The sequence below is a fragment of the Campylobacter concisus genome (assembly GCF_003048535.1).
Classification (GTDB): domain Bacteria; phylum Campylobacterota; class Campylobacteria; order Campylobacterales; family Campylobacteraceae; genus Campylobacter_A; species Campylobacter_A concisus_S.
Map to the genome: position 1 here is coordinate 13,910 of NZ_PIRQ01000009.1, position 23,376 is coordinate 37,285.

22 protein-coding genes are annotated in these 23,376 nt (G+C 39.0%); 16 read left to right on the forward strand and 6 right to left on the reverse strand.

From position 1 onward, the window contains the following. The first annotated feature begins 32 nt into the window (after positions 1-32). From CVS93_RS08480 to modD, 9 genes are read left to right on the forward strand one after another with little or no spacing between them, the layout of a single operon-like run. Positions 33-356, forward strand: coding sequence for an HMA2 domain-containing protein (locus CVS93_RS08480; RefSeq protein WP_021091233.1), 324 nt, complete (start codon positions 33-35; stop codon positions 354-356). Continuing rightward, entirely contained in the window at positions 349-999 is a 651-nt protein-coding gene (locus tag CVS93_RS08485; RefSeq protein WP_107687309.1) for a ferritin-like domain-containing protein, read from the forward strand. Before CVS93_RS08480 ends, CVS93_RS08485 begins: the two co-directional genes overlap by 8 nt. After that, positions 992-1,342, forward strand: coding sequence for a hypothetical protein (locus tag CVS93_RS08490; protein WP_021091243.1), 351 nt, complete (start codon positions 992-994; stop codon positions 1,340-1,342). Before CVS93_RS08485 ends, CVS93_RS08490 begins: the two co-directional genes overlap by 8 nt. Before the next feature lie 9 nt (positions 1,343-1,351). Continuing rightward, on the forward strand, positions 1,352-1,666 hold the full coding sequence (locus tag CVS93_RS08495) for a hypothetical protein (RefSeq protein WP_021091246.1): 315 nt from the start codon (positions 1,352-1,354) through the stop codon (positions 1,664-1,666). Then, on the forward strand, positions 1,666-1,989 hold the full coding sequence (locus CVS93_RS08500; RefSeq protein ID WP_087577962.1) for an oxidoreductase: 324 nt from the start codon (positions 1,666-1,668) through the stop codon (positions 1,987-1,989). Before CVS93_RS08495 ends, CVS93_RS08500 begins: the two co-directional genes overlap by 1 nt. Then, positions 1,973-4,048 (forward strand): heavy metal translocating P-type ATPase, encoded by a 2,076-nt coding sequence (locus CVS93_RS08505; RefSeq protein WP_107687310.1) that lies wholly within the window; start codon positions 1,973-1,975, stop codon positions 4,046-4,048. Before CVS93_RS08500 ends, CVS93_RS08505 begins: the two co-directional genes overlap by 17 nt. Positions 4,049-4,062: 14 nt before the next feature. Further along, positions 4,063-5,526 (forward strand): alanine/glycine:cation symporter family protein, encoded by a 1,464-nt coding sequence (locus CVS93_RS08510; protein ID WP_234400125.1) that lies wholly within the window; start codon positions 4,063-4,065, stop codon positions 5,524-5,526. Between the two features lie 12 nt (positions 5,527-5,538). Beyond that, complete coding sequence (locus CVS93_RS08515) at positions 5,539-5,799, forward strand: helicase (RefSeq protein ID WP_087585279.1); 261 nt, start codon at positions 5,539-5,541, stop codon at positions 5,797-5,799. Between the two features lies 1 nt (position 5,800). Further along, positions 5,801-6,634, forward strand: coding sequence for a ModD protein (gene modD / locus CVS93_RS08520; protein ID WP_103628415.1), 834 nt, complete (start codon positions 5,801-5,803; stop codon positions 6,632-6,634). A gap of 357 nt (positions 6,635-6,991) precedes the next feature. Here modD and CVS93_RS08525 read toward each other — a convergent pair whose 3' ends face one another. The 4 genes from CVS93_RS08525 to abc-f all read right to left on the reverse strand — a co-directional run bounded on the left by CVS93_RS08525 (position 6,992) and on the right by abc-f (position 13,992). Next, positions 6,992-8,932 carry a BCCT family transporter gene (locus CVS93_RS08525; protein WP_103628414.1) on the reverse strand — a complete coding sequence of 647 codons (1,941 nt, stop codon included), beginning with the start codon at positions 8,930-8,932 and terminating at the stop codon, positions 6,992-6,994. A 125-nt stretch (positions 8,933-9,057) separates the two neighbouring features. Continuing rightward, positions 9,058-10,503 (reverse strand): DKNYY domain-containing protein, encoded by a 1,446-nt coding sequence (locus CVS93_RS08530; protein WP_107687312.1) that lies wholly within the window; start codon positions 10,501-10,503, stop codon positions 9,058-9,060. Further along, positions 10,500-12,017, reverse strand: a complete 1,518-nt coding sequence (locus tag CVS93_RS08535; protein ID WP_103628412.1) for a DKNYY domain-containing protein — start codon at positions 12,015-12,017, stop codon at positions 10,500-10,502. Before CVS93_RS08535 ends, CVS93_RS08530 begins: the two co-directional genes overlap by 4 nt. A 43-nt stretch (positions 12,018-12,060) precedes the next feature. Further along, a complete protein-coding gene (gene abc-f, locus CVS93_RS08540; protein WP_107687313.1) occupies positions 12,061-13,992 on the reverse strand; it encodes a ribosomal protection-like ABC-F family protein in 1,932 nt (643 codons plus the stop codon). Positions 13,993-14,095: 103 nt separating this feature from the next. Here abc-f and CVS93_RS08545 point away from each other — a divergent pair, with 103 nt between their 5' ends. The 3 genes from CVS93_RS08545 to CVS93_RS08555 all read left to right on the forward strand — a co-directional run bounded on the left by CVS93_RS08545 (position 14,096) and on the right by CVS93_RS08555 (position 16,612). Then, positions 14,096-15,415 (forward strand): MATE family efflux transporter, encoded by a 1,320-nt coding sequence (locus CVS93_RS08545; RefSeq protein WP_107687314.1) that lies wholly within the window; start codon positions 14,096-14,098, stop codon positions 15,413-15,415. Then, the gene (locus CVS93_RS08550; RefSeq protein WP_107687315.1) at positions 15,370-16,053 is read left to right on the forward strand and encodes a SprT family zinc-dependent metalloprotease; all 684 of its coding nucleotides are present in this window, start codon (positions 15,370-15,372) and stop codon (positions 16,051-16,053) included. Before CVS93_RS08545 ends, CVS93_RS08550 begins: the two co-directional genes overlap by 46 nt. A 73-nt stretch (positions 16,054-16,126) precedes the next feature. Beyond that, complete coding sequence (locus CVS93_RS08555) at positions 16,127-16,612, forward strand: tetratricopeptide repeat protein (protein ID WP_103628408.1); 486 nt, start codon at positions 16,127-16,129, stop codon at positions 16,610-16,612. Between the two features lie 140 nt (positions 16,613-16,752). Here CVS93_RS08555 and CVS93_RS08560 read toward each other — a convergent pair whose 3' ends face one another. Both CVS93_RS08560 and CVS93_RS08565 read right to left on the reverse strand, forming a co-directional pair. Further along, positions 16,753-18,819, reverse strand: coding sequence for a TRAP transporter permease (locus CVS93_RS08560; protein ID WP_107687316.1), 2,067 nt, complete (start codon positions 18,817-18,819; stop codon positions 16,753-16,755). An 86-nt stretch (positions 18,820-18,905) separates the two neighbouring features. Continuing rightward, a complete protein-coding gene (locus CVS93_RS08565; RefSeq protein WP_107687317.1) occupies positions 18,906-19,847 on the reverse strand; it encodes a TAXI family TRAP transporter solute-binding subunit in 942 nt (313 codons plus the stop codon). A 314-nt stretch (positions 19,848-20,161) separates the two neighbouring features. Here CVS93_RS08565 and CVS93_RS08570 point away from each other — a divergent pair, with 314 nt between their 5' ends. From CVS93_RS08570 to CVS93_RS08585, 4 genes are read left to right on the forward strand one after another with little or no spacing between them, the layout of a single operon-like run. Next, a complete protein-coding gene (locus CVS93_RS08570; protein ID WP_107687318.1) occupies positions 20,162-21,034 on the forward strand; it encodes a phosphate ABC transporter substrate-binding protein in 873 nt (290 codons plus the stop codon). A 3-nt stretch (positions 21,035-21,037) separates the two neighbouring features. After that, on the forward strand, positions 21,038-21,895 hold the full coding sequence (gene pstC / locus CVS93_RS08575; RefSeq protein WP_107687319.1) for a phosphate ABC transporter permease subunit PstC: 858 nt from the start codon (positions 21,038-21,040) through the stop codon (positions 21,893-21,895). After that, positions 21,882-22,739 carry a PstA family ABC transporter permease gene (locus tag CVS93_RS08580; protein ID WP_107687320.1) on the forward strand — a complete coding sequence of 286 codons (858 nt, stop codon included), beginning with the start codon at positions 21,882-21,884 and terminating at the stop codon, positions 22,737-22,739. The genes pstC and CVS93_RS08580 overlap by 14 nt, the downstream gene beginning before the upstream one ends. Beyond that, positions 22,708-23,373: a phosphate ABC transporter ATP-binding protein gene (locus CVS93_RS08585; RefSeq protein WP_107687321.1), complete on the forward strand. Its 666-nt coding sequence runs from the start codon at positions 22,708-22,710 to the stop codon at positions 23,371-23,373. The genes CVS93_RS08580 and CVS93_RS08585 overlap by 32 nt, the downstream gene beginning before the upstream one ends. The last annotated feature ends 3 nt before the right edge of the window (positions 23,374-23,376 follow it).

Consider the following 23,376-nt stretch of genomic DNA (forward strand, 5'->3'; position numbering starts at 1 on the left):
AATAGATAATACGCAATTAAAAAAGGATGAAAATGGATATAAAAACACAAACTTTAGCACAAGTTGCAAGCTATTTTTCAATGATAGCTCACACAAACGGCAGACTAAGAGTAAGAGTTAGTCCAAAGATAAAAGAGCTAAGCAGTAGTGTAAATTTAGCTAGCTTAGATGATGTGATAGCTCAGATAAATGGTATAAAAAATGTAAAATTTAACAAGCTAATCGGCTCTGTAACGATCGAATACGATCATGAAATTTTTCCAAAAAACCTTTGGGAGGATCTTTTAAAAGGGCAAAATTTAGAAGAGATTTCAACTAGAGTAAATGAAGTTGCAAAAGAAGTGAAATATGCTTAATGAACTTTTAAATGCATCATACACCAGCGAAAAAAACGCACTTAGTTTATATGAAAATTTAGCTTTATTTGGTGATGTTTTTAACGAGATCGCAAATATCAGAAAAAATGCGATCATCTTGATAGAAAAATTTGCAAGTACACATGATTATGAGCTTGCTTGCGAAAATGAAGCTATATTTTTGCCAGCAAAAAATAAAGAAGATGCACTGATACAAGCTTTAAACTATGAGTTAGAGCTAAATAAAATGTATGAAAAATTTTGTGAAAGCTTAGATGACGAGGAGCTAAAAGATCTATTTTTTAGACTTTGGGCTACTTCAAGCAACGAATACGTCGCCTCTTTAAAACAACGTTTAAAAGAAATTTATAGTGGCTGTGAAATAAAAAATGAGCTAAATTTAAATGAAATTTCACAAAATTTTGAGCAAAATGGCATAACAAATATTTTAGAAAACTATCAAAATGACTTTAATGAGATAACTAAAAGCTTGCAAAATATCGCAAGTGGCAAGGCTGATAAAAGCGAGTTAGCAAAGATAACTAATAATCCAAATTTCTCGTTTTTTAGCGGACTTGCGCTTGGGGCATTAGGCATTTCAGTAGTTAGCAAAAATTTTAATAAGGATGAAGAAAATGAATAATTTACAAAATCAAACAAAGAAAGGATTTAAAATGGCATTACCATTTTTAGCAGGTTTAGCAGTAGGCGGTTTAGCAATAGCTGCTTGGAATAAAAGAGATAAGATCAAAGAGTACGCTCAAGATGGCTTTGATAAGGGCAAAGAGGCTGCAAAAGATCTTTACAAAAAAGGTAAAAGTGTTGCAAAAGATGCAAAAGACTTTATAGTAAAAGAAGAGAAAAAAGCAAAACGTGGTGCTAAAAAAGTAGAAAAAGAGGCTGAAAAAGTGGTAAAGAAAACAAGAAAACCACGCGCTAAAAAGCCAGCTGCTCCAAAAGCTATCACGCCAAACGATATAGCTTAAGGATAGAGAATGCAAGAAAATAGTCTTTTTACACTTTCAAGCACAAGACTTCCATTTGATCACTTCATCAGCGGTGCTTTAATCGCTGGCATGGGTGCAGCTGCACTTGGCTTTAGCGACTATCTAAATAATAGAGCAACTAAAAAAGATGTTGCTAAAAAGATAGCAAAATACGCTGTAACTGGTGGTTTCGTAGGTGCTGTTGGCATTCATGCTTCAAATTTAATAGCACAAAAAAAATATCTAAATGCAGCAGCTTTTACAGCAGCTGGTATCGGCGGTCTTTTGATAGCAGAAAAACTAATAAAATTGGAGAGTAAATAATGAACAACCCTTACATCAACGAAGAAAACGTAGCAAGTGAAACTGCGGCTAACAATGCAGCAGCTACTCAGCCAAGCGCAATCGATAATGCAATAAACAATGCAGCTCAAAATTTGCCATTTGTACCTGAAAATTTTAATGCTGCTGGCTTTGTAAAAGGTCTAGTTTTAGGTGGTATCGCAGCTTATGTACTGACTAATCCAAAAGCGCAAGAGTGCGTATTTAAAGCGATTATCAAAGGTGGCGAGCTTATAAATGCTGGCATAGAAGAACTAAAAGAGCGTTTTGAAGATGTCAAAGCAGAACTTGACTCACAAAAATAAGATCACTCTAGCTCACAAGAGTAAAAATAGAGCAAGGTTTATTTGCGAGAGCCTAAACGCTAGAAGCGATGTTAGCGCTATCGAGGCTGCGATCTCAGAGCGAACTGATGCACTAAGTGTTCGTGTAAATAAATATGCAAAAAGCATCATTGTCGAGTTTGATAAAAGCTATGAGAAAATTTTAAACTTTATTGAAAGCTATGAATTTCCAACAAAGGCAAAAGATCCAAATTTGCCAAGCAAGGCAAATATCTATAAGGCTGCTACTGCACTTGGTATAACGCCATTTATGAGCAATAAAACTCTAAAATCAGCCGTGACTCTTTACGCCACAGCTCCAAATTTAATAGAAGGTGCAAAAGAGCTAAGGCATGAGGGCGTTACTTCAAAAGTACTTGAGGCAACTGCCATTGGTACTAGCCTAGCAATGGGTGATCATTTGGCAGCAAATAGCACAAATTTGATGATAAATATCGGCGAATATATGGAAGAAAGTGCTAGCCACAGAAGTGATGATCTCATCAAAGAGCTAGCAAAACCAAATATCGAAGAAGTCTGGGTCGAGAGAAATTTAAATGGTGAAAAGACGCTTGAAAAAGTAAAAACCGAAAATTTAAAAAAAGGTGATATCGTAGTAGTAGGAGCTGGTGAGACGATAGGCGTTGATGGTTATATCGTTGAAGGTAACGCCGATGTAAATCAAGTCTCAATGACAGGAGAGGCTGAGCCTATACCAAAAGCTAGAGGCGACCGTGTTATAAGTGGCACCGTGGTTGATGAAGGTAGGATAAAAATTTGGGCTGAAAATGTAGGTAGTGATACAGCAACAGCTAGGATCAAAGAGTACATACAAACTTCACTCAATGAAAAATCAGCCATTGGTGTAAAAGCATTAAAACTAGCTGATAAACTTGTGCCTGTTACGCTCTCGCTTGCTGGACTTTCATACATTATAAATAAAAATATGAATAGTGTTGCTAGCGTACTTCAAGCGGACTACTCTTGCGCATTAAAGCTTGCTACACCAGTTGCTTTTAAATCAAGTATCTCAAAAGCTGGCAGAAATGGCATTCTTGTAAAAGGCGCAAAGGCGATCGAAGCTTTAAGCTCAGTTGATACTTTTGTATTTGACAAGACCGGCACTCTGACACATGGACGCCTAAGCGTAGTTGAAATTTACTCATTTAAAGAAGGCTTTTCTCAAAATGATATATTAAATTTAACTGCAAGTGCCGAGGAGCACTACTTTCATCCAGTAGCCGAAGCAATAGTTGAAGCTGCAAATAAGCGTGGTTTCCACCATATTCATCACGATGAAGTTGAATTTATCGTAGCTCACGGCGTAAAAACTGCGATGCACGGCAAAGAGGTAGTTATCGGCAGCAGGCACTTTTTAGAAGATGATGAGATGATAAGTTTTAAAGCTCATGAAGCTTTAATAAGCAAAGCATTAAATAGCGGACTAACCTTACTCTATGTAGGATATGATAAAGAGCTAGTCGGCGTCATCGCTATGAAAGATGATATGAGAGAAAACGCAAAAGATATGGTTAAAAAGCTAAGAAGCCTTGGCGTAAAAGAGGTCGTCATGCTAAGTGGTGATATCAAAAGCAAGGCTGAAGAGGTAGCACGTGAGCTTGGACTTGATAGGGTCTATGCGGAGTGCTTACCAACAGATAAAGCAGCTATCATCGAAGAGCTAAAGAGTGAGGGCAAAAAAGTAGCCTTTGTGGGAGATGGCATAAATGATGCCCCAAGCCTAACTAAAGCAAATGTGGGTATAAGCATGCACAAAGGTGCTGATATAGCTAAAGCAACGGCTGATATAAGTCTTTTAAAAGATGATATCATGAGCGTAGCTCTCGTAAAAGAGCTTGCAAATAAAACAATGGATTTAATTAGCTCAAATTTCCGCTCAACCGTTGGCGTAAACACAGCTATACTAAGTGCTGCGACACTTGGCATGTTAAATCCAATAGCAACTGCCATGCTTCATAATGGCACAACGATTTGGCTTTTATTAAATTCAATGAAGGGCGTAAAATTCAAATCAAAATAAATTTGAAAGGGTAGATGGTGCTTGATAGTTTTTTAAATTTTTTAAACGGCAAAATGGACGTAGCCAACGACTTTTTATATGGATATTTTTTAGTCATTATTCTTGTGGCTACGGGAATTTATTTTAGTTATTTGACTCGTTTTGTGCAGTTTAGGATGTTTTTTGAGGCTTGCAGAGTCTTAGTAGAAAAAAAGGACAAGTATAATAAGCACCATTTAACGCCATTTCAAGCACTTATGATCTCGACTGCTTCGCGTGTTGGCATAGGTAATATCGCTGGAATTTCAGCTGCTATCGTCTCGGGCGGTCCGGGTGCTCTTTTTTGGATGTGCTTGATGGCATTTTTAGGATCAGCTTCAGCTTTTATAGAGAGTACGTTAGCGCAAATTTATAAGACAAAAGACGTTTTTGGGTTTAAAGGCGGTCCAGCTTATTACATCAAAAATGGTCTTGGTATAAAATGGCTGGCTTCGCTTTTTGCGGTAATTCTCATCATCACCTACGCATACGGCTTTAACGGACTTCAAAGCTATACAATGACATCAGCTTTTGAAATTTACTACGACAAAGCTGGTAGCAACGTTAGCTTTGCGCAAAGCGGACTACCTATTGGTATCGGCCTTATTCTTACTGCATTTGCGGCAGTTATGTTTTTTAGCAAAAGCCACATCATAGGTAAAGTAAGCTCATACATCGTGCCGTTCATGGCACTTGCCTACATCTCGCTAGCACTTATTGCTATCGTTTTAAATTTCAAAGAAATTCCTGATGTTGTTAAGATGATTTTAGAAAATGCCTTTGATTTTAAAGCGATATTTGGCGGATTTGCCGGCAGCGTGATCGTAATAGGCATCAAAAGAGGCCTTTTCTCAAACGAAGCTGGCATGGGTTCAGCTCCAAACGCAGCAGCTGCAGCACATACTAGCCACCCAGTAAAACAAGGCCTGGTTCAAGCAATGGCAGTCTTTATAGACATGACGATATGTATCGCCTCTGGTATGATCGTGCTATTTTCACAGGCCTATCTTACGAAACAAACTGGCTCAAGTGGCGAGGTGCTAACAGCACTTCCTCTCGTTCAAGCCGCAATGAAAGAGTATTTTGGTGAATTTGGAGTTCATTTTACCACTCTTGCAGTCGTACTTTTTGCCATCACTTCGCTTATTGGCAACTACTACTACGCTCAGGCAAATATGAAATTTTTAACCAAAAACCACAAGCTTACATTGCTATTTAAGATAACAGCTGTCGTTATGATATTTATTGGTGCTCAGATGAATTTAAAACTCGCTTGGAATATCGCTGATATCACAATGGCTGCAATGGCAACTATCAACATCATCGCTATATTCTTACTTTCAAAAGTAGTGATAATAGCAGTCAAAGACTACGAAGCTCAAAGAAAAGCTGGGCAAAATCCAGAATTTGACCCAGAAAGTCTTGGTATCAAAAATACAAGTTGCTGGAATAAAAACTAAATGGAGAAGAATTTGAAAAACGAAACAAAAATAAGTGGTAAACTACTTGATATAAACACTCATAGACAAGTATCAAAAGTCGGTATGGGCATCACTTTAGCCTCAGTTTGCTTAAGTGCCCTTTTTATGAAAAGAAATAAAAGCATTAAGAAATTTCATGTTGCTTCAGGCATTGCATTTACCTGCTTTGCTCTTTATCATGCTGGGCTTTATGATAATGGAATCTTCAAAAAAATGATAATAAAAGCAAAAAATGAGGTAAAAAAGGCATAAAATGACACTTAGCGACGCAGAAATTCTAAGCTATATAAACGAAGATATACCTTACTTTGATCTTACTACGTCGCTTCAAAATATCGATAAAAATGCCTTACTTGAAATTTATTCACGCGATGAAATTTGTGTTAGCTGCGTTGATGTAGCCGCTAGCATCGCGAGGTTACTTTCATGCGAAAGTCAAATTTTTGTGCAAAATTCTCAAATTTGCAAGGCTGGCGATGTGATCATAAAAATTTATGGAAACTATGAAAACGTGCATAAGGCTTGGAAGTTAGCTCAAGTCGCACTAGAATATGCCAGTGCCATCGCAACTTATACAAATAAAATGGTAAATGCCACAAAGTACGTCAATGAAAAATGTGAAGTGTTGGCAACTAGAAAGAGTTTTCCGTTTGCTAAGAAATTTTGCGTAAAAGCCGTACTTGAAGGCGGTGGTGGCATCCATAGGCTTGGGCTTAGCGATAGTATTTTATTTTTTAAAAACCACATGAAAGCCTACGGTAGCTTTGATAAATTTTTATCGCATTTGCCAGAGTTTAAAGCAAAAATGGCTGAGCGAAAAGTATGCATTGAAGCTGAAAATTTAGACGAAGCAAATAAGCTTTTAAAAGTAAACTGCGACGTCGTGCAGTGCGATAAATTTAGTCCAGAGCTCATCGAAAATGTACTCTCTTTAAGAGATGAGATTTCGCCAAATACCATTATCCTAGCAGCTGGTGGTATAAATTTATCAAATGTAAAAGAATACGCAAAAGCCGATGCGATAGTAACGTCAGCTATGTATTCAAAAGGCGTTGCTGATATCAGCACCAGACTTGAGATTTTATAAATTTTTACAATGACCGATATAGCAAAACATCTATCAAAGTTAAAAATTTACAGAAAATGCATTTTGGCTCTGGAATTTGAACGATACGCAACAAAAAATTAACATTTTTTATTTCAAATTTATCTCATAGCTACAAGCAAAAATACAAACTAATAAAGTTAAATTTTCTAATTTGTTTTCTCTAAAAAATAATAACACTTATATTTCGCTTTACACCACGCACATAAAACTCAATCAAATTTTTAAATTTACAAACAAGCAAATCACGCTTTTAAATTCAGCAACAAATGATAACGAGTGAGTAAGATTTATAATTTGCCTAGAAATTTTCAAATTCCAGGCAAATTTAAGTCAAGCCTACCTTCTAACGACATGCAAAAACTGCATATGTTTGCGGTATTGCTCGATTACGTCGTTTATCAGCGTGGCCTCGCTCCAACCAAGCACGTCGTAGTCTTGACCGCCCTCTTTTAGATATACCTCGGCTCTGTAATAAAGATCGTCGCCATCAAGCTCTCTGGTGTAGTCCGGGCTATGGCTTTTGGTGAGATATACGCCGTATCTAAAATCCATCTCATCGCCAAGTCCGACGTTTAAATTTACGAAATTTTCACCCTTTACGACATTTGCCTCAAGGCCGTTTTTGGCAAATTCATCTTTTAGCTCGTTAAAAGCCTTTAGCACGACTTCGTTTAGAAATTTACTGCCGTCTTTTTTGCTAGGTAGCGTGATGATCGCGCTTAGTCGCTCTTGCCAAGGCTTTGAAAGATCGCTAAGAGGCATGTTGTTAAAGTTATTTGTCTCTTTTTTGGTTATATCCACGCGCAGTGCCTTAAATAGCCCGTAAATGGCGCCAAGTAGCACGATAGCAAACGGCAACGCCGTAGTTATCGTAAGTGCTTGAAGCGAGCCAAGACCGCCGGCAAGCATCAAAAATGCTGCCACGACGCCCACCGTAACGCCCCAAAAGACCTTTTGCCAAACCGGCGTATCGTCCTTGCCGTTTGAGCAAAGCATGTTCATCACGATCGCCGCTGAGTCGGCCGAAGTGACGAAAAATATGACGATCATAAAGACTGCGATCGTGCTTAGCACGCCTGAAAAGCTAAATTTCTCCAAAAACATAAAAAGCGCCGAAGCCGAGTCGGAATTTACGGTCGTCGCAAGCTCGCTAAAGCCACTTTGCACAAGCGCGATCGCCGAGTTGCCAAAAAAGCTCATCCAAGCAAAGGTAAAGCCAGTTGGCACGAGAAGCACGCCGATGACAAATTCTCTGATCGTCCTGCCTTTTGAAATTTTAGCGATAAAAAGCCCCACAAACGGCGACCAAGATAGCCACCAAGCCCAGTATAGCAGCGTCCAACCGCCAAGCCAGCTCTCGTTTTGCCTCTCGTAGGCGTAGAGGTTAAAAGTGTTTGAGATGAGCGTAGAGACGTAGTCGCCGCTGTTTTGCACAAACGACTTTAGAAGCTGCGTCGTATCGCCCAAAAATAGTATCAAAAACATAAAACATATAGCTAGCGCGATATTTGAGTTTGATAAAATTTTAATGCCCTTATCAACGCCGCTAGCCGCTGATATGGTCGCTGCAAAACAAAGCACTATTAGAAGCGTGATGTGCATAGTCGGCAGCCCAAAAACGTGCGTAAGGCCAGCATTTACCTGAAGTACGCCGTATCCTAGCGATGTCGCCACGCCAAAAAGGGTAGCTACGACGGCAAATGTATCGATGGCGCTACCTATCTTGCCATAAATTTTATCGCCGATGATCGGATAAAATGCCGATCTAAGCGTGAGTGGCAAGCCGTGCCTATACGAGAAAAAGGCTAGAATTAGCGCTACGATAGCATAGACCGACCATGCGCCCATGCCCCAGTGAAAAAATGTGATATTCAACGCAAGCTTTTGCGCTGCGATAGTTTGTGCGTCGCCAACTGGTGGGTTTAGATAGTGCATGAGCGGCTCGGCCACACCAAAAAACACAAGTCCTATGCCCATGCCAGCGGCAAAAAGCATAGAAAACCACGAGATATTTTTGTGCTCTGGCTTTACATGGTCAGCTCCAAGCTTGATCTCACCGAGCTTACTAAAGCCAAGGATGATGACGCTTAGCAGTATGACGGCAACGACTAGGATGTAAAACCAGCCAAATTTGGCCGCGATGTAGTTTTGCATACCCTTAAAAAACTCATTTGAGAAATTTGGAAATATCGCTGCAAATGCCGCTATTAAAAATATGATAACAAGCGATGGGATAAATACTGAATTATTAAATTTTGACCTTTGAAATTTAAACATTTTTCTCCTTTTTATAAATTTCAGTTTTGCCTTAAAATAACAAAAAAGAGTAAATAGGCCAAATTTTCTCTTTAAATTTTTATGAAATTTTAAGCTTTAGCCACCAAAAATAGCTACTTTTAAATTTATCTCAAGTCGCTTTTATCTCTCTTTGGTTTTGCAAGAGTTGTTAGCGCTATGACGACAAAAGCGATGCCAAATGTGATATACAAAATGATCTTTGGCGAGTCATACTCTATCCTCGATCTTGCGACCTCTTCGCCGCTTACCTCCACTAGCTCACCGCGTTTTATCATCTCGCTGATATCTTTTGCGCTGAGCTCTTTAGACGCTCTTGTTAAAATTTCTATGACACTAAGCTCTGCCACCTCATAAACGCTGTGCTTTATGCAGTAAAATGGCTTTATCTTGCTAAAAAAATAGAACTTATCGCCATTTGCATAAACTGCGCCATATTCGCCATCTTTTACCAGCCCTACTTCGCGCCAAGAGCTGCTTGGGGCAAATTTATATAAAGATACAGTTTGTGCCTCTAAGTGACTGCCATGCTTTGAGCGCTGCCACTCTTCGCCTTGCTGCAAAAAATACGCTGAATTTTCATCTACAAAAACGTCAGCATAGAGCCTTTTTAGCTCGCCTTTTAGCTGGTAGTCTGAAATTTTAGCTTGTTTGTTTTTCGTGCTATCCCAAAAGTAAATTCCATCTTTGCTGGCAAAAAGAGGCCAAAACGAGTGCACGTTATCCACGCTGTAAATGGCGCTATAAGGCATATTTTGAGCGCTAAATTTACGCTCATTTGCAAACGCCGCCCCACTTTTTGGCTCAAAAAGATATTCTATATAGTGCTTTGAGTCGTAGCATATCTGGCGCACCTCATCTGTGTAGCTCGTATCAAGCTTATAAAAGCCTAAAAATAAGCTTTTGCCATCTGTGTAGTATCCGCTAGCAGCGCCGTTTTCTGCCGTGATATATCTTAGCTCGCTAGGTTGTGCGTCAAGCTTTTCGCCCTTGTAGTAAAGCGTGCCACCATCTCTTGCAAAGCCAGCGTCAAATATAGGCTCTAAATTTGCACTTTCAACTAGCTTTGTCCTATAAAAATATGAGCTATCATCGTAGCTTTTTATAAAGACGTGAGCGACGCTTTTCATAACGGCGATAAATTCATTAAATCCCGCCTTTTTCTCGCTTCTAGAGCTGCAATAATAGCTTATCTTGCCGTCACTTATATAGCCATTGCCAAGCACTTTGGCGCTCTTTGGATCAAGGCCAGGCAAAATTTCTCTAGCGCAATAGACACTGTTTTTATCAGCCGCCACGTTTGAGTAGTCATATGCGTGTTCTAGCTTTAAGACCCTAAAACTAGCCTCATCAATGCCTTTTAGCTCATACTTGCCGCTGCCTGAAATTTGAATGTAAATTTTACCCTCAGGCGAGCGGTAAAACTCGCTATTATCAATGTTTGCAAAGCCTCTTTGATGCTCTCCCTCACGCCACAGATAAAGCATAGCCAAAACAAAAAATAGTGTCAAAATGACAAAAAGATAAAGGATCTTAGTCGCAATTTTTCTCATAATCTATAATCATCTACCTTTTTTTTAAGCTTTTTTGCTTGCTTTTTATTTTTAAAAATAGAGCCAACCACCGAGACTATAAATGCGATGGCTAAAAATATCCAGTAGCCATATTTTTGCGAGTAATCATCAAAGTCGCTTATCGCATCGATCACCACCTCGCCCTCAGCTGGCACCATAGCGCCTTGATCTACCATTTTTACTATCTCATCAAGTTTTAAATTCTTAACATTTGGGCCATAAGGACGAGTGAGAATTTCAACCACGCCAAGGTCGTTTATATCATAAACGCTGCTGTTAAAATGCCAGCCGTAGCCGACGTTATCAAAATAATATGTCTTATCTCCGTTTGCATAAACCGCTCCGTAGCCATCGTTTCTTACAAGGCCTATCTTTCGCCACTGCTCTTTTGTATCAAGCCTTACGATGCAAGTGTGGCGTGAGCTTAGGCTGTGATCATTTTTCGTGTTGTGCCAAATTTCATAGGTTTTTAGAAAATATGTCTTGCCATCACTTATCACCACGTCACCATATAGCGGCGTTATCTCGCCTTTAAATGGATCATCTCCGTCTCTTACAAACTCGCCCTCATCTATGCTGTTATACCACTGCCACTTTCGCTCCCAGTGATAGATACCGCCTTTGCCACGAAAAAGAGCGTGATAGGCGTGCTCGTCTTCTAGGTTAAAAAGCGGCTCGTACGGGGCAAATTGTGGGTCAAATTCGTGATCATTTGCATAGACCATGCCAGAATTTGGCTCATAAAGATAGTGAATGCGCCATATCTCGCCGATATCACGCATTTGCGGGCTAAATTTGATCCCTAGTTTTGTGCTGTCATAATAGACATTTTCTCCGTCAGTTGTAAAATGCACGCTCTTTCTGCCAGATGCCTGCTCGATGTAACGCATTTTGCTGGCATTTGCGCCCTCTAGCTCTTTGCCCTCATGATAGACCCTCACGCCGTCGCTTGCATAGCCAAAGCCTAAGATTGGAGATAAATTTAGACTATCAACTTGTCTAAATTTATAGATATGGCTTTGTGCTTTTGGTGTGTTTAAAAGTGCGTGCGAGATCATCTGCCACGCTTCTATAACTCCCCTTATCTCAAGATTTGGTACACTTGCGCTATTGCAAAAATAAGTCATCTTACCGTCGCTAAAGTATCCATTCCCAAGAGCTCTTACGCTTTTAGGACCAAGTCCGCTCATAACGAGGTTGCCACAATACACCGCCTCATCGCTCATGCCGACGTTTCTATTATCGTATTTGCCAGTGTCTAGATATTTAAATTTACTGGCCCTCACGCCTATTAGCTCAAATCTACCGCCACTTGGAACCATGGCATAGACTTTATCATCTTCGGTGGTATAAAATACACTACCTCTTATCTCTTTAAATTTATTCCTATCTTCATCTATATAGCCAGTAGAAATAAACATAAACGCATAAAGACAAAACAAAATAAGAGCAAAAAATAAGATTATGACGATTATTGGATATTTTTTTATCATTTTAAACCTGCAAATGACTTCATCTTGCGATACTTTATCTTCCCTACTCCAGCCCCTCGGCAATCTCTAGCACTTCAAAATAGTCATTTTCAAGCTCTTCAAGCTCGGCTTTTGCCGCTTCTAGCTCGTTATAAAGCGTGGTAAGACCTAGTTCTTGATAAATTTTAGGGTCGCTTAGAGCCTCGTTTAGCTCGGTTATTCTTATTTCAAGGGCTGAAATTTTATCTGGATATGTGTTTAAAATTTGCGTTTGTTTATAACTTAGTTTTACGCCAGATTTACTCTTTTGTTTGGTTTCATTTTGGCTATTTGAGAGCTCTTTTTCAAATTTATCAAGCTCTTTCATCTCATCTTCAAGCTCCAAATAGACGCTATACTCTTCGTGCAAGACATTTATCTTCGTGCCCTCAAACGCCCAGAGTTTGCTCGCCATCTTATCGACAAAATATCTATCGTGGCTAACAAGCAAGATCGCCCCCTCAAAGCTTTGTAAGTAGTCCTCTAAAATATTAATAGTTGCGATATCAAGGTCATTTGTCGGCTCGTCAAGCACCAGCACATCGTAAGTTTTGGTAAAAAGCATCGCAAGTGCGACACGGTTTTTCTCGCCGCCACTTAAAACGCCTATCTTTTTATCCAGAAATTCCTTTGGAAAGAGGAAATTTTTAAGATAGCCATAAACGTGCATATTTCGCCCACGAACAAGCACGTGATCGCCGCCATTTGGGCAAAAGGTCTCTATAAGGCTCTTTTCATCGTCAAGGACATTTCTAGCTTGATCAAAGTAGCCGATACTCACCTCGCCTCTTTTTATCTCGCCGCTACTTGGCTTTTCAAGTCCTAGTAAAATTTTAAGTAGCGTGCTCTTTCCACTGCCGTTTCGTCCGACTATGGCGATCCTCTCGCCCTGCAAGACCCTTGCATCAAATTTTTCAAAAAGCACCTTGCCATCTATGCTTTTGCTTAAATTTTTAAACTCAAATAGCATTTTTTTGCGGTTTTGACTCTGCGTTTGATTGAAATTTTTACTCGCACGCTCAAGCTCTAGCCTCACGCGTCTTATCACACCTGGGTTTTTCTTAGCCTCCTCGCGCATGGCGAGCACCCGCTCTTTTCTGCCCTCGTTTCGCTTTAACCTAGCTTTTACGCCGCGCCTTAGCCACTCTTCTTCGGCCTTTAGCTGTTTTAGCAGTGTCTCATGCGACTTTGCAAGACTTGCTAAAATTTCCTCTTTTTTGGTTAGATAGTTTGCATATCCGCCCTCGAAATTTTTTAAGCTTGCATCCTCGACCTCAACGCACCTAGTAGCGAGCGTATCGATAAAATACCTATCGTGGCTAATAAAAACTATGCTTTGATTTGAGCTTTTAAGCATATCTTCAAGAAATTTGACCATATAGACATCAAGGTGGTTTGTCGGCTCGTCAAGCAGCAAGACATCTGGCTTTTTAAGGATGAGAGCACCCAGTGCTACGCGTCTGATCTCGCCGCCACTTAGCGAGCAAATGGGTCTATTTTCATACTCTTTTAGCTTAAATTCTTGCAAAATTCGCTCGATCTTGTACTCGATATTCCAGCCATCCTTTGCCTCTATAAATTTTAAAAGCCTCTCTTGCTCTTTTAAAATTTCTTTGTTTTCAGGATCATTTGCTAGCAAGACGCCACTTTTTTCATACTCGCTTATCGCATCAAATATCTCTTTTAGCTCGTTATTTAGTGCCTGCCTTACGGTAAAAGTTGCGTTAAAATTTGGAGTTTGAGCTAGCATCTCGACGCTTATTAGGCTTTGCACTATGCGTCTGCCACTATCAGCTGCCACTTCGCCAGAGATGATCTTCATAAGCGTGCTTTTACCGCTGCCATTTTTACCGATGATCGCTATTTTTTCATTTTCATTTACACTAAAATTTACAGCGTTTAAAATCTCATTTGCACCAAATTTTTTACTTACGTCTATCAGGTCGATTAATGCCATTTTTCTCTCATTTTTTTAATTTCTCGCGATTATATCAAAAAGGGAGCTAAAACCTAATTTTGGCTATAATCGCCAAAATTTTAAAATAATTAAGGAAAATTTAATGAACTTATCTATGAGAAAACTCGTAGTTCCGATATTTTTAGATATGTTTTTACACTTCATTACGCTCATCATCAACACCTACATGGTTACAAAAGTGAGTGTGCATCTAGTTGGTGCCATGGGTGCGGGCAATCAAGTAATGGATCTTTTTATGACCATTTTTAACTTCCTAAGCATTGGCTGTTCAGTCGTCGTCGCCCAAGCACTGGGAGCTAAAAAGAACGATCTTGCATCAAACGTCATACACGCAAGTATCACGTCAAATACGCTCTTTGGTATCTTCTCAGCTATCGTTATCTATGTCTTTGGCTATAACATCTTAAACTTACTAAACGTGCCAAAAGAGCTTATAAATGATAGCTTCTCATATCTTCACATCCTTGGCTTTGCCCTACTTTTTGATGGCATCGGAATGGTGCTAGCTGCGGTGCTTCGTGTTTATAACCTAGCAACTGCTGTTATGCTAACTTCAGTTTTAATGAACGTAATTACGATTTTAGGCAATGCCATCGCTCTTTTTGGCTGGTTTAATCTACCAAATTTAGGCCTACAAGGAGTCGCTATCTCGACACTTGTTGGTAGACTAGTAGGCATTTTCGTGCTAGCCTATATGCTAAGTCAAAAGGCAAAAGTTAAAATTTACTTTAAAAAGCTACTTGTCGTACCATTTGAAATTTTAAAGAAAATCCTCTCAATCGGCCTTCCAAGCGCAGGCGAAAATTTACTTTGGATGGCGCAATACATGGTCGCTTTTGGCTTTGTAGCGAGCATGGGCGAGGCTAGCCTTAGCGTGCAGACCATTTACTTTCAGATCACGCTTCTTATCTTGCTTTGTGGAGCGAGCATTAGCGTGGCAAACGAGGTCATTGTAGGACATCTAGTTGGAGCAAGCGAGTTTAACGAGGCCTATACAAGGACATTTAGGGCGTTAAGACTTGGAGTTTTTATAACGCTTGTAGTCGTGCTTATAGCTTATGCGCTAAAGTATCAGATCATGGACGCACTAAATTTAAACGAAAATTTACGTGCGATCATGTTACCGCTTTTTACACTTTCGATATTTCTTGAAGCGGGCAGAACCTTTAACATAGTCATCGTAAATGCCCTTCGTGCAAGTGGAGATGCAAAATTTCCACTCATAACTGGTCTTATCTTCATGTGGGGGCTTTCACTGCCACTTGGATATTTTTTAGGCATCTATCTTGGCTGGGGAATTATCGGCGTTTGGATAGGGTTTTGTGCTGATGAATGGCTAAGAGGCCTTGCAAATACATGGCGTTGGAGAAGCAAAAAATGGCAAGAAAAACGCCTAGTTTAAAGCAAAAGAGTATAAATTTAGACTTTTATGGGCTAAGCGTTTTAATAAATTTTAAAACAAATGTAAAATCCATGCGTTTAAGAGTTGGTAAGGACGCTAAGATCACGCTATCTATGCCATTTTACAGTACACAAAAGATGGCTCTTAGCTTTCTTGAGATGCATAAAATTTGGCTTGAAAATACTTACAAAAAAGCTCTTGCAAATTTACCAAAAGATGATGAGATGAAATTTCTTGGGCAAGTTTATAAGATAAAATTTGATGAAAATTTTAAAGAGCCATTTTTTGATGGCGAGTTTGTCTTTACGCCAAATTTAAAAAGCCTTGAGTGTTTTAAAAAAGTAAGAGCAAAAGAGCTATTTTTAGAGCTTGTAAGCCATTTTCAGCCTTTTATAAATAAGCCAATCAAGCGCATCGTCATACGAAATAGCAAAACTCGCTGGGGCAGCTGCAATCATAAAAAAGGCTATATAAACCTAAGCCTAAGACTCATAGAAAAGCCACTCTCAGCCGTGCGCTACGTCGTTCTTCACGAACTAACACACATGCTCTATCCACATCATCAAAAAAGTTTTTACGATTTTATAGAAAAAATCATGCCTGATTATAAAAAACAAGAGCAAATTTTAAAAGCGTAATTATTTTTCATCAAGTAAGTGTAAAAATTAATATGCTAAAATTGCATGTTAATTCACAAAAAAGGGAATTTCAATGAAAAAAATGATTTTTATCTCAATATTAGCTGCTTGTGCTTTTGCAGGTAACTTTGAAGATGGCCTAAAGGCATATGGGAGCTCGAATTTCAAAGAAGCTTTAGCAAAATTTAAAGCAGGATGTGCAGAAAATGATGCAAAATCATGTGTAAAAACTGGCGCCATTTATCAGCTAGGCAAAACAGCTCTACCTAATCCAAGCAAGGCCTTAGAGTACTATAATAAAGCTTGCGAAGTTGGTGAGGTTGAAGGTTGCTCGGCAGCTGGTGGGCTTTATCTAAACACTGAGCCGCAAAAAGCAAGAGAACTTTTTAACAAAGCTTGTGATAAGAATGATGGATATTCTTGTGAGATGGTAGGTTCTATCTTGATAGAAGCTAAAGAATTTAAAAAAGCTTATGAATTTTTAGTAAAAGGCTGCGAATTAGGTGATAAGATGTCTTGCGAATTTGCAGGCGATCTAAGACGCTCAAAACAACTATAATTTTTAGGCTTACGAGCCTAAAAATTTCTTAAAACAAAAAAATCCAAAAAACACTTATTTTAAATAGAAATTACTCAAAGTATAAAGGTGGCTCTAAAAATTTATATTAGAAATTTAGGCAAGAGTGCTCTTGCCTAAGATTAGATTATTTTTATTTGATCAAGTGGTTTGTCTTTAATGCCCCATTGAGTCATAAAAACAAATCCATAAAGTACAGCAGCTACGATATAAGCAGTGTATTCGTTTGGTATAAGATTAAATTTCGCACATATATTTGGTACAAGAGCTAGTGGCACAACAGGGATCAAAAGAATACGCTCCCAAATTCTAAGCTTTGTGACATAGAAGCCTTGAAGTAAGCTTGAAAAAGCAAACATTCCTACGATCGCCATACCAAAGACAAGTAAAATTTCAAGCGGATTGCTCATCCAAACGATCCCTTTAGAGTCAAGCGGATCTCCCTCATTTACGCTTTCTATCAGCATAAGTTTGTTGTTAAAGAAAAAGGCAAATGGCAAGATCGCCGTTCTTAGATCATAAAAGAATCCTTGAACACCAACAGTTATAGGATTTGCTTTAGCAATACCAGCTGCTGCATAAGCTGCGATACCAACTGGTGGCGTGTCATCAGCTAAAATTCCAAAGTAAAAGACAAAAAGATGCACAGCAATGGCTGGGATTAAAAAGCCATTTTTGTGCGCTAAAAATAAAATAACAGGTGCCACAAGACTTGAAACTACAATGTAGTTTGCCGTCGTTGGAAGACCCATTCCTAGTATTAGCGACATCATCGCAGTAAGAAGCAATATCATAACTATATTATCACCAGCAAGTAACTCAACTAGATCTGAAAGCACCTGACCAAGGCCAGTTAGAGAGATAGAGCCCACGATAATACCTGCAAGTGCGGTTGCTATAGCGATCGTTGTCATGCTTTTTGCAGCTGCAACCATCGCCCAAAATATATCTTCAAAGCCTATTAACACATCATTTATTCCAACTTTTTCGCCACTTGCTAGTTTTTTAACCGGCTCTTGAAAGATCATTATTAAAAATAAAAATCCAATCGCATTAAATGCCGCAGCGATGGCTGATTCTTTTGCGATTAATAGCGTATAAAGCAAAATTAAAATCGGAGTTATATAGTGAAGTCCGCTTACAAAAATTTTAAATCTTGAGTGAAATTCGCTTTGATTTATACCTTTTAAGCCAAGCTTCACACTCTCTAAATGCACGATAAAAAATAGCGACAAATAACAAGCAAACGCTGGGATAATCGCTGCCATCATGACATTTGTATATGTCATGCCTAAAAACTCAGCGATGATAAAGGCAGCTGCGCCCATGATCGGGGGCATAAGCTGACCATTTACACCAGCTGCAACCTCGATGGCTCCAGCTTTTGTGCGTGAAAGACCGGCTTTTTTCATAAGCGGTATGGTAAATGTGCCAACGGTTACAACATTTGCGGTTGAACTTCCTGAAACCATGCCAGTTAGGCCACTTGCGATGACCGAGGCCTTAGCCGGACCGCCTCTATATTTGCCAAGAAGAGAGAAAGCTAAATTTATGAAATATTGCCCAGCTCCTGCCCTCTCAAGCAATGAGCCAAAAAGAACAAAAAGATAGATAAAACTAACGCTAACTCCGATAGGCACACCAAAGACACCCTCAGTTGTCAAAAACATATGGCCTGCGATCTTTTCAAAGCTGGCACCCTGATGAGCGATGATGTCTGGCATATAAGGGCCAAAGTGATCATATATCAAAAATAATATACAAATAATTGGAAGTGCTGGTCCCATGACACGCCTGCCAGCCTCGAGCAAGACAATGATCGCCAAAAACGATATTACGATATCTTGCGTGATGTAGTCCCCTGTCCTATCAGCTAGCTCATAAAAATAAACCGCTGGATAAAGCACAGCAACAACGCCTACCACACAAAAGACTAGATCGTAAAATGGCAAACTAGAATGTGCCTTTTTATGAAAAGTGACTGGATAAAGCAAAAATACAAGACCAACCGCAAAGGCTAAGTGTATTGAGCGTGAAATGTTGGTATTTAGCGGAAAATAAGCTATATAAAGCTGAAAAACTGACCAGGAAAAGCATACGATCGCAATGAAATAGTTGTAAAAATTGCTATTTATCTCCCTTGTTTTTACTTCGACAAATTGTTCTTCGTTGTCTTTGACTTCGTTCATCTCTCTCCTTTAAAATTTAAATATAAAAATTAAAAAATTTGCATATTTAAATTTTATCCAGAGGCAAAAGCCCCTGGAAATTTAGACTATTTTAAGATGCCAGCCTCTTTAAATGCAGCCTCTGCAGCTGGGTGAAGCGGAGCTGAAAGACCTTGAACAAGATCTTCTTTGTTTACTGATTTTAGCGCTGGGTGAAGAGTTTTATACTCATCAAAGTTATCTAAAATAGCTTTTATCACAGCTTTTACAGCCTCGTCCTTTGTATCTTTATTAGTTACTAAAACAGCTTTTACACCGATAGTATTTACATCGTGATCTACGCCATCATATGAGCCTTTTGGGATCACGCCTTTTGCAAAGTATGGCTTGTCCGCAAGAAGCTTGTCGATCTCGCTACCTTCGATATTTAAGATATCAATAGGCAAAGATGTCGCAGCGTCAGTGATGTTTGCGGTTGGGTGGCCGACAACAAAGCTATATCCGTCTATCTTTTTATCTTTTAGTGCGTGTGGGCATTCACCAACTGTTAAAACACCGCGATATCCTAGTTTTGAAACGTCAAAGCCCTTTGCTTTGAAGACTTCAAGTGTGCTCACTTCGTTGCCACTGCCTGGGTTTCCAACGTTGTATTTTTTGCCTGCAAAAGACTGGATATCGCTTGTTAGACCACTATCTTTTGCCACTACAAATGCAAGAAGCTCTGGATAGATAGCAACTACTGAGCGTAAATTTTCATCTTTTGCTCCATCAAATTTGCCAGTACCGTTAAATTTATCATAGACGACGTCGCTTTGAACAAAGCCAAATGTAAGCTCTTTTTTCAAAACGTTATTTACGTTATAGACTGAGCCGCCAGTTGATTGGACCGAGCATTTTACATTAGTATTTTTGTTTGCTAAACGACAAATCGCTCCACCTATCGGATAATAAGTACCTGTCATGCCGCCAGTACCGATACTGATAAATTCTTTTGCTGAAAGAGTTGTTGCTAAAAGCAAGCCAGTAAGTGCCAAAGAAGTAGTTTTCATCTAAGATCCTTTCAAGAAATTTAAGGCTATTTTATTCTATAAATTTAGCTTTTTACCTTATATAATATGATATTTTCATGCCGTTTTAGTAAAGTTGCAACCATTCTACACAATCAAGACTTAAAAAAATATTTTCTTAAGATTAAATTTATATTTCTTTATCAGTCAAAATAAATTTTATAAACCGGCTATTTAAATATCATTTTTTATTGTATAATCCACCGCAGTTCTAAGTTTTAGAAAAACTGTTGCAAATTTACAACTAATCAATAGCTTTTACAAATATTAATAACAATCAAATTTTGGAGGTTTTTATGAAAAAATCACTTATGTTGGCTGCTTCTATGCTGCTTTTATCTTTAAATTTCGCTTTTGGTGCGGATGAAAAAACGCAAGTTAGCTTTAGTGGCTCATCTACTCTAGCTCCAGTTATTGCTAAAATTTCAACCGACTTTATCGAAAAGTACGAAACTTGGGACAAAGTTGATAGCTCTTTGCCAAACAAAAATATCACCATTTTTGTCTCAGCTGGTGGCTCTGGTGCTGGCGTGAAAGCCGTGCTTGATCATGTCGCTGACTTTGGCATGCTAGCTCGCGACGTAAAAGATAGCGAAAAAGCAAAGATCAAAGATATGAAAGCCTATACGCTTGGCATAGACGCACTTTGTGTGGCTGTAAACCCAGAAAATGAGGTGATAAAGCTAAAGGGTGGAAATTTAAGCAAAGATGAGATCGTCAAAATTTTCTCAGGCGAGTACAAAAAGTGGAGTGACCTTGACAAATCCCTACCAAATGACGAAATAGTCGTAGTTACAAGAGATCTTGGTGGCGGTGCTCACGAGGTATTTCAAAAAAAGATCATGAAAGATGTCAAAGTTAGTAAAAACGTCATCCAATCACCTTCCATGGGCGCACTTGTCTCAAAAATCATCGAAAATAAAAACGCTATTGGCTACGCTTCTTTTGGTATCACAAATCAAAACAAAGGCAAGCTAATACCGCTAAACGTTGACGGCGTCGAGCCAACTGTTAAAAACATAGTTGATGGCAAATACTACATCTCTCGTCCGCTCATCATCGTAAAAAGTGGCGACCTAAGCAAGAGTGAGCAAATTTTTGTTGGCGTGTTAAATTCAGCCGAAGGTCAAAAGACTATCGAAAAAATGGGATTTATACCAGTAAAATAGCCAATGACAGGGCAAATTTTTAAAGGCGCGATATATCTTTTCACACTTTTATCCGCCATGCTTTTGCTTTTACTCGTGGGGTTTTTACTGCTAAATTCCACGAGTTTCTTTACAGAAGTAAGCCTTTATGACTTCTTGCTAAATGGCGACTGGGACGTTAGCACAGAGCCTTTTAGCTTTGGGCTCTTTAATATCCTAATCGCAAATTTCGCAGTTGCGTTTTTAGCTTGTATATTTTCATTTTTTATCTCGCTTGGTATCACTATATTTATATGCTTTTTTGCGAGCGCCTGGCTTAGGCACGTGCTAGACTGGATGATACGAATACTAGCTGGCATACCATCTATCATATATGGATTTTTCGCGCTTTACACGGTTGTAAAAATTTTAGAGTCAGGGCTAAAAATGTCCGCTGGCGAGTCTGTCTTAGCAGCTAGTCTCATACTTAGCGTCATGATACTGCCCTTTTTTACCTCGCACTTGCTCCAAAGCGTGGGTCTGCTAAAGCAAAATTTCAAAACAAACTCAGACGCACTTGGCGTAAGCACTGGATATTTTATAAGAAAAGTCATTTTTAGAAAATCCATAAAAGCTAGCATTTCAGGCTTTATACTCGCATTTTCAAGGGCAGCTGGCGAGACAATGGCTGTGATGATGGTCATAGGCAACACCCCGCTTTTTCCGCACCTACTCTCAAAAGCTCAGACCATACCATCTCTAATAGCCCTTGAAATGGGCATGAGCGAGGCTGGCAGCCTGCACTATCACGCTCTTATTGCAAGCGGATTTGTCCTGCTTGTTTTTATATTTATGCTAAATATTTTTATCTTTAAATTTGAGAAAAACAATGAACACCTTTAAAGATTTTATAGTCAAATTTTACGCTTATCTTTGCGTATTTATAGTGGTTGCGGTGATATTTTGGATATTTTATTTCATCTTTGCAAATGGCATCTCTCAGATAAATTTAGACTTTCTAACTAAAAACCCGCAAGGTTTAAATTTAGGTGAGAGCGGTGGCATAAAAGACGCCATCATAGGCTCATTTTTGCTGATGATCCTATCTATGATATTTTCAGCACTTCTTGGCGTTAGCTGCGCCATTTACAGGCAAATTTACTGCACATCTCGCATCATAAAACTTGGGCTTAAATTTATCATCCAAACGATGGCCTCGATACCATCTATCCTGCTTGGTATGTTTGTTTATGGGCTTTTTATCGTTAGCCTTGATATCCCAAAAAGCCTGCTAACAGCTAGCATTACACTTGCCTTGATGGTCTTTCCGTTTGTTGAAGTTAGCACAGAAAAGGCGATCTCGCAGACCGATGAAAAGATGTTAAGAGATAGCTTCGCACTTGGCGTTGATAAAAATTTTATGGCCAGAAAGCTAGTTTTGCCAACTATTAGAAAAAATATCATATCCATCTTAATACTTGCTGGCAGCTACGCCATAGGGGCAACTGCGCCGCTACTTTTAACAGGGGTCGTCTTCATGGCAAAGGCTGAGGGCCTTCTCTCGCCAGTCATGGCACTGCCTTTTCATCTGCACATGCTCCTAAGCCAATCAATCGCAACGCAAAATGCCTACGCCACGGCGCTTGTGCTCATCTTTATACTTATCATTTTGCACCTGCTTTCAGCCGTAGTTTTATTTGATATAGGAGAGAAAATTGCCAGATATTTTAAACATAAAAGATCTTAGTATCTTTTACCAAGAGAATGAAATTTTAAAAGATCTAAATTTAAACATCGCCCAAAATGAGATCATCTGTCTAATGGGCAGCTCAGGATGTGGCAAATCAACATTTCTTTCAGCACTAAATGGCTTTTTGGAGCAAAAAGGCGGCAGATATAGCGGAGAAATTTTATTTAAAGGTAAAAATATCAAAGATAAGGACGAAATTTGGCTAAGACGAAAGCTAGCCATACTCTTTCAAGACACCACGCTCTTTCCTTTTAGCGTCGAGAGAAATTTGACCTATGCGATGGAATTTTACGAAGGCAGCATAAAAGATAAGCAAAAAAGAGTAGAAGAGCTGCTTAAAAGCGTAAATTTGCTAGATGAGATAAATGACCTTGATATGCCAGCTAGCAAACTTTCAGGAGGTCAAAAGCAAAGACTTTGCATCGCAAGGATGCTAACTACAAAGCCTGAAGTGCTCATGCTTGATGAGCCTTGTTCGTCGCTTGATATGAAAAATGTCTTGATTGTAGAGGAGCTTTTAAAAAGCTTGTCGCAAAGATACACTATCATCATCACCACGCACAATGAAGAGCAGGCAAAAAGGCTTGGCGGCAGAATAGTTCGCATCGTAGATAAGAAATTTACATTTTAAAAG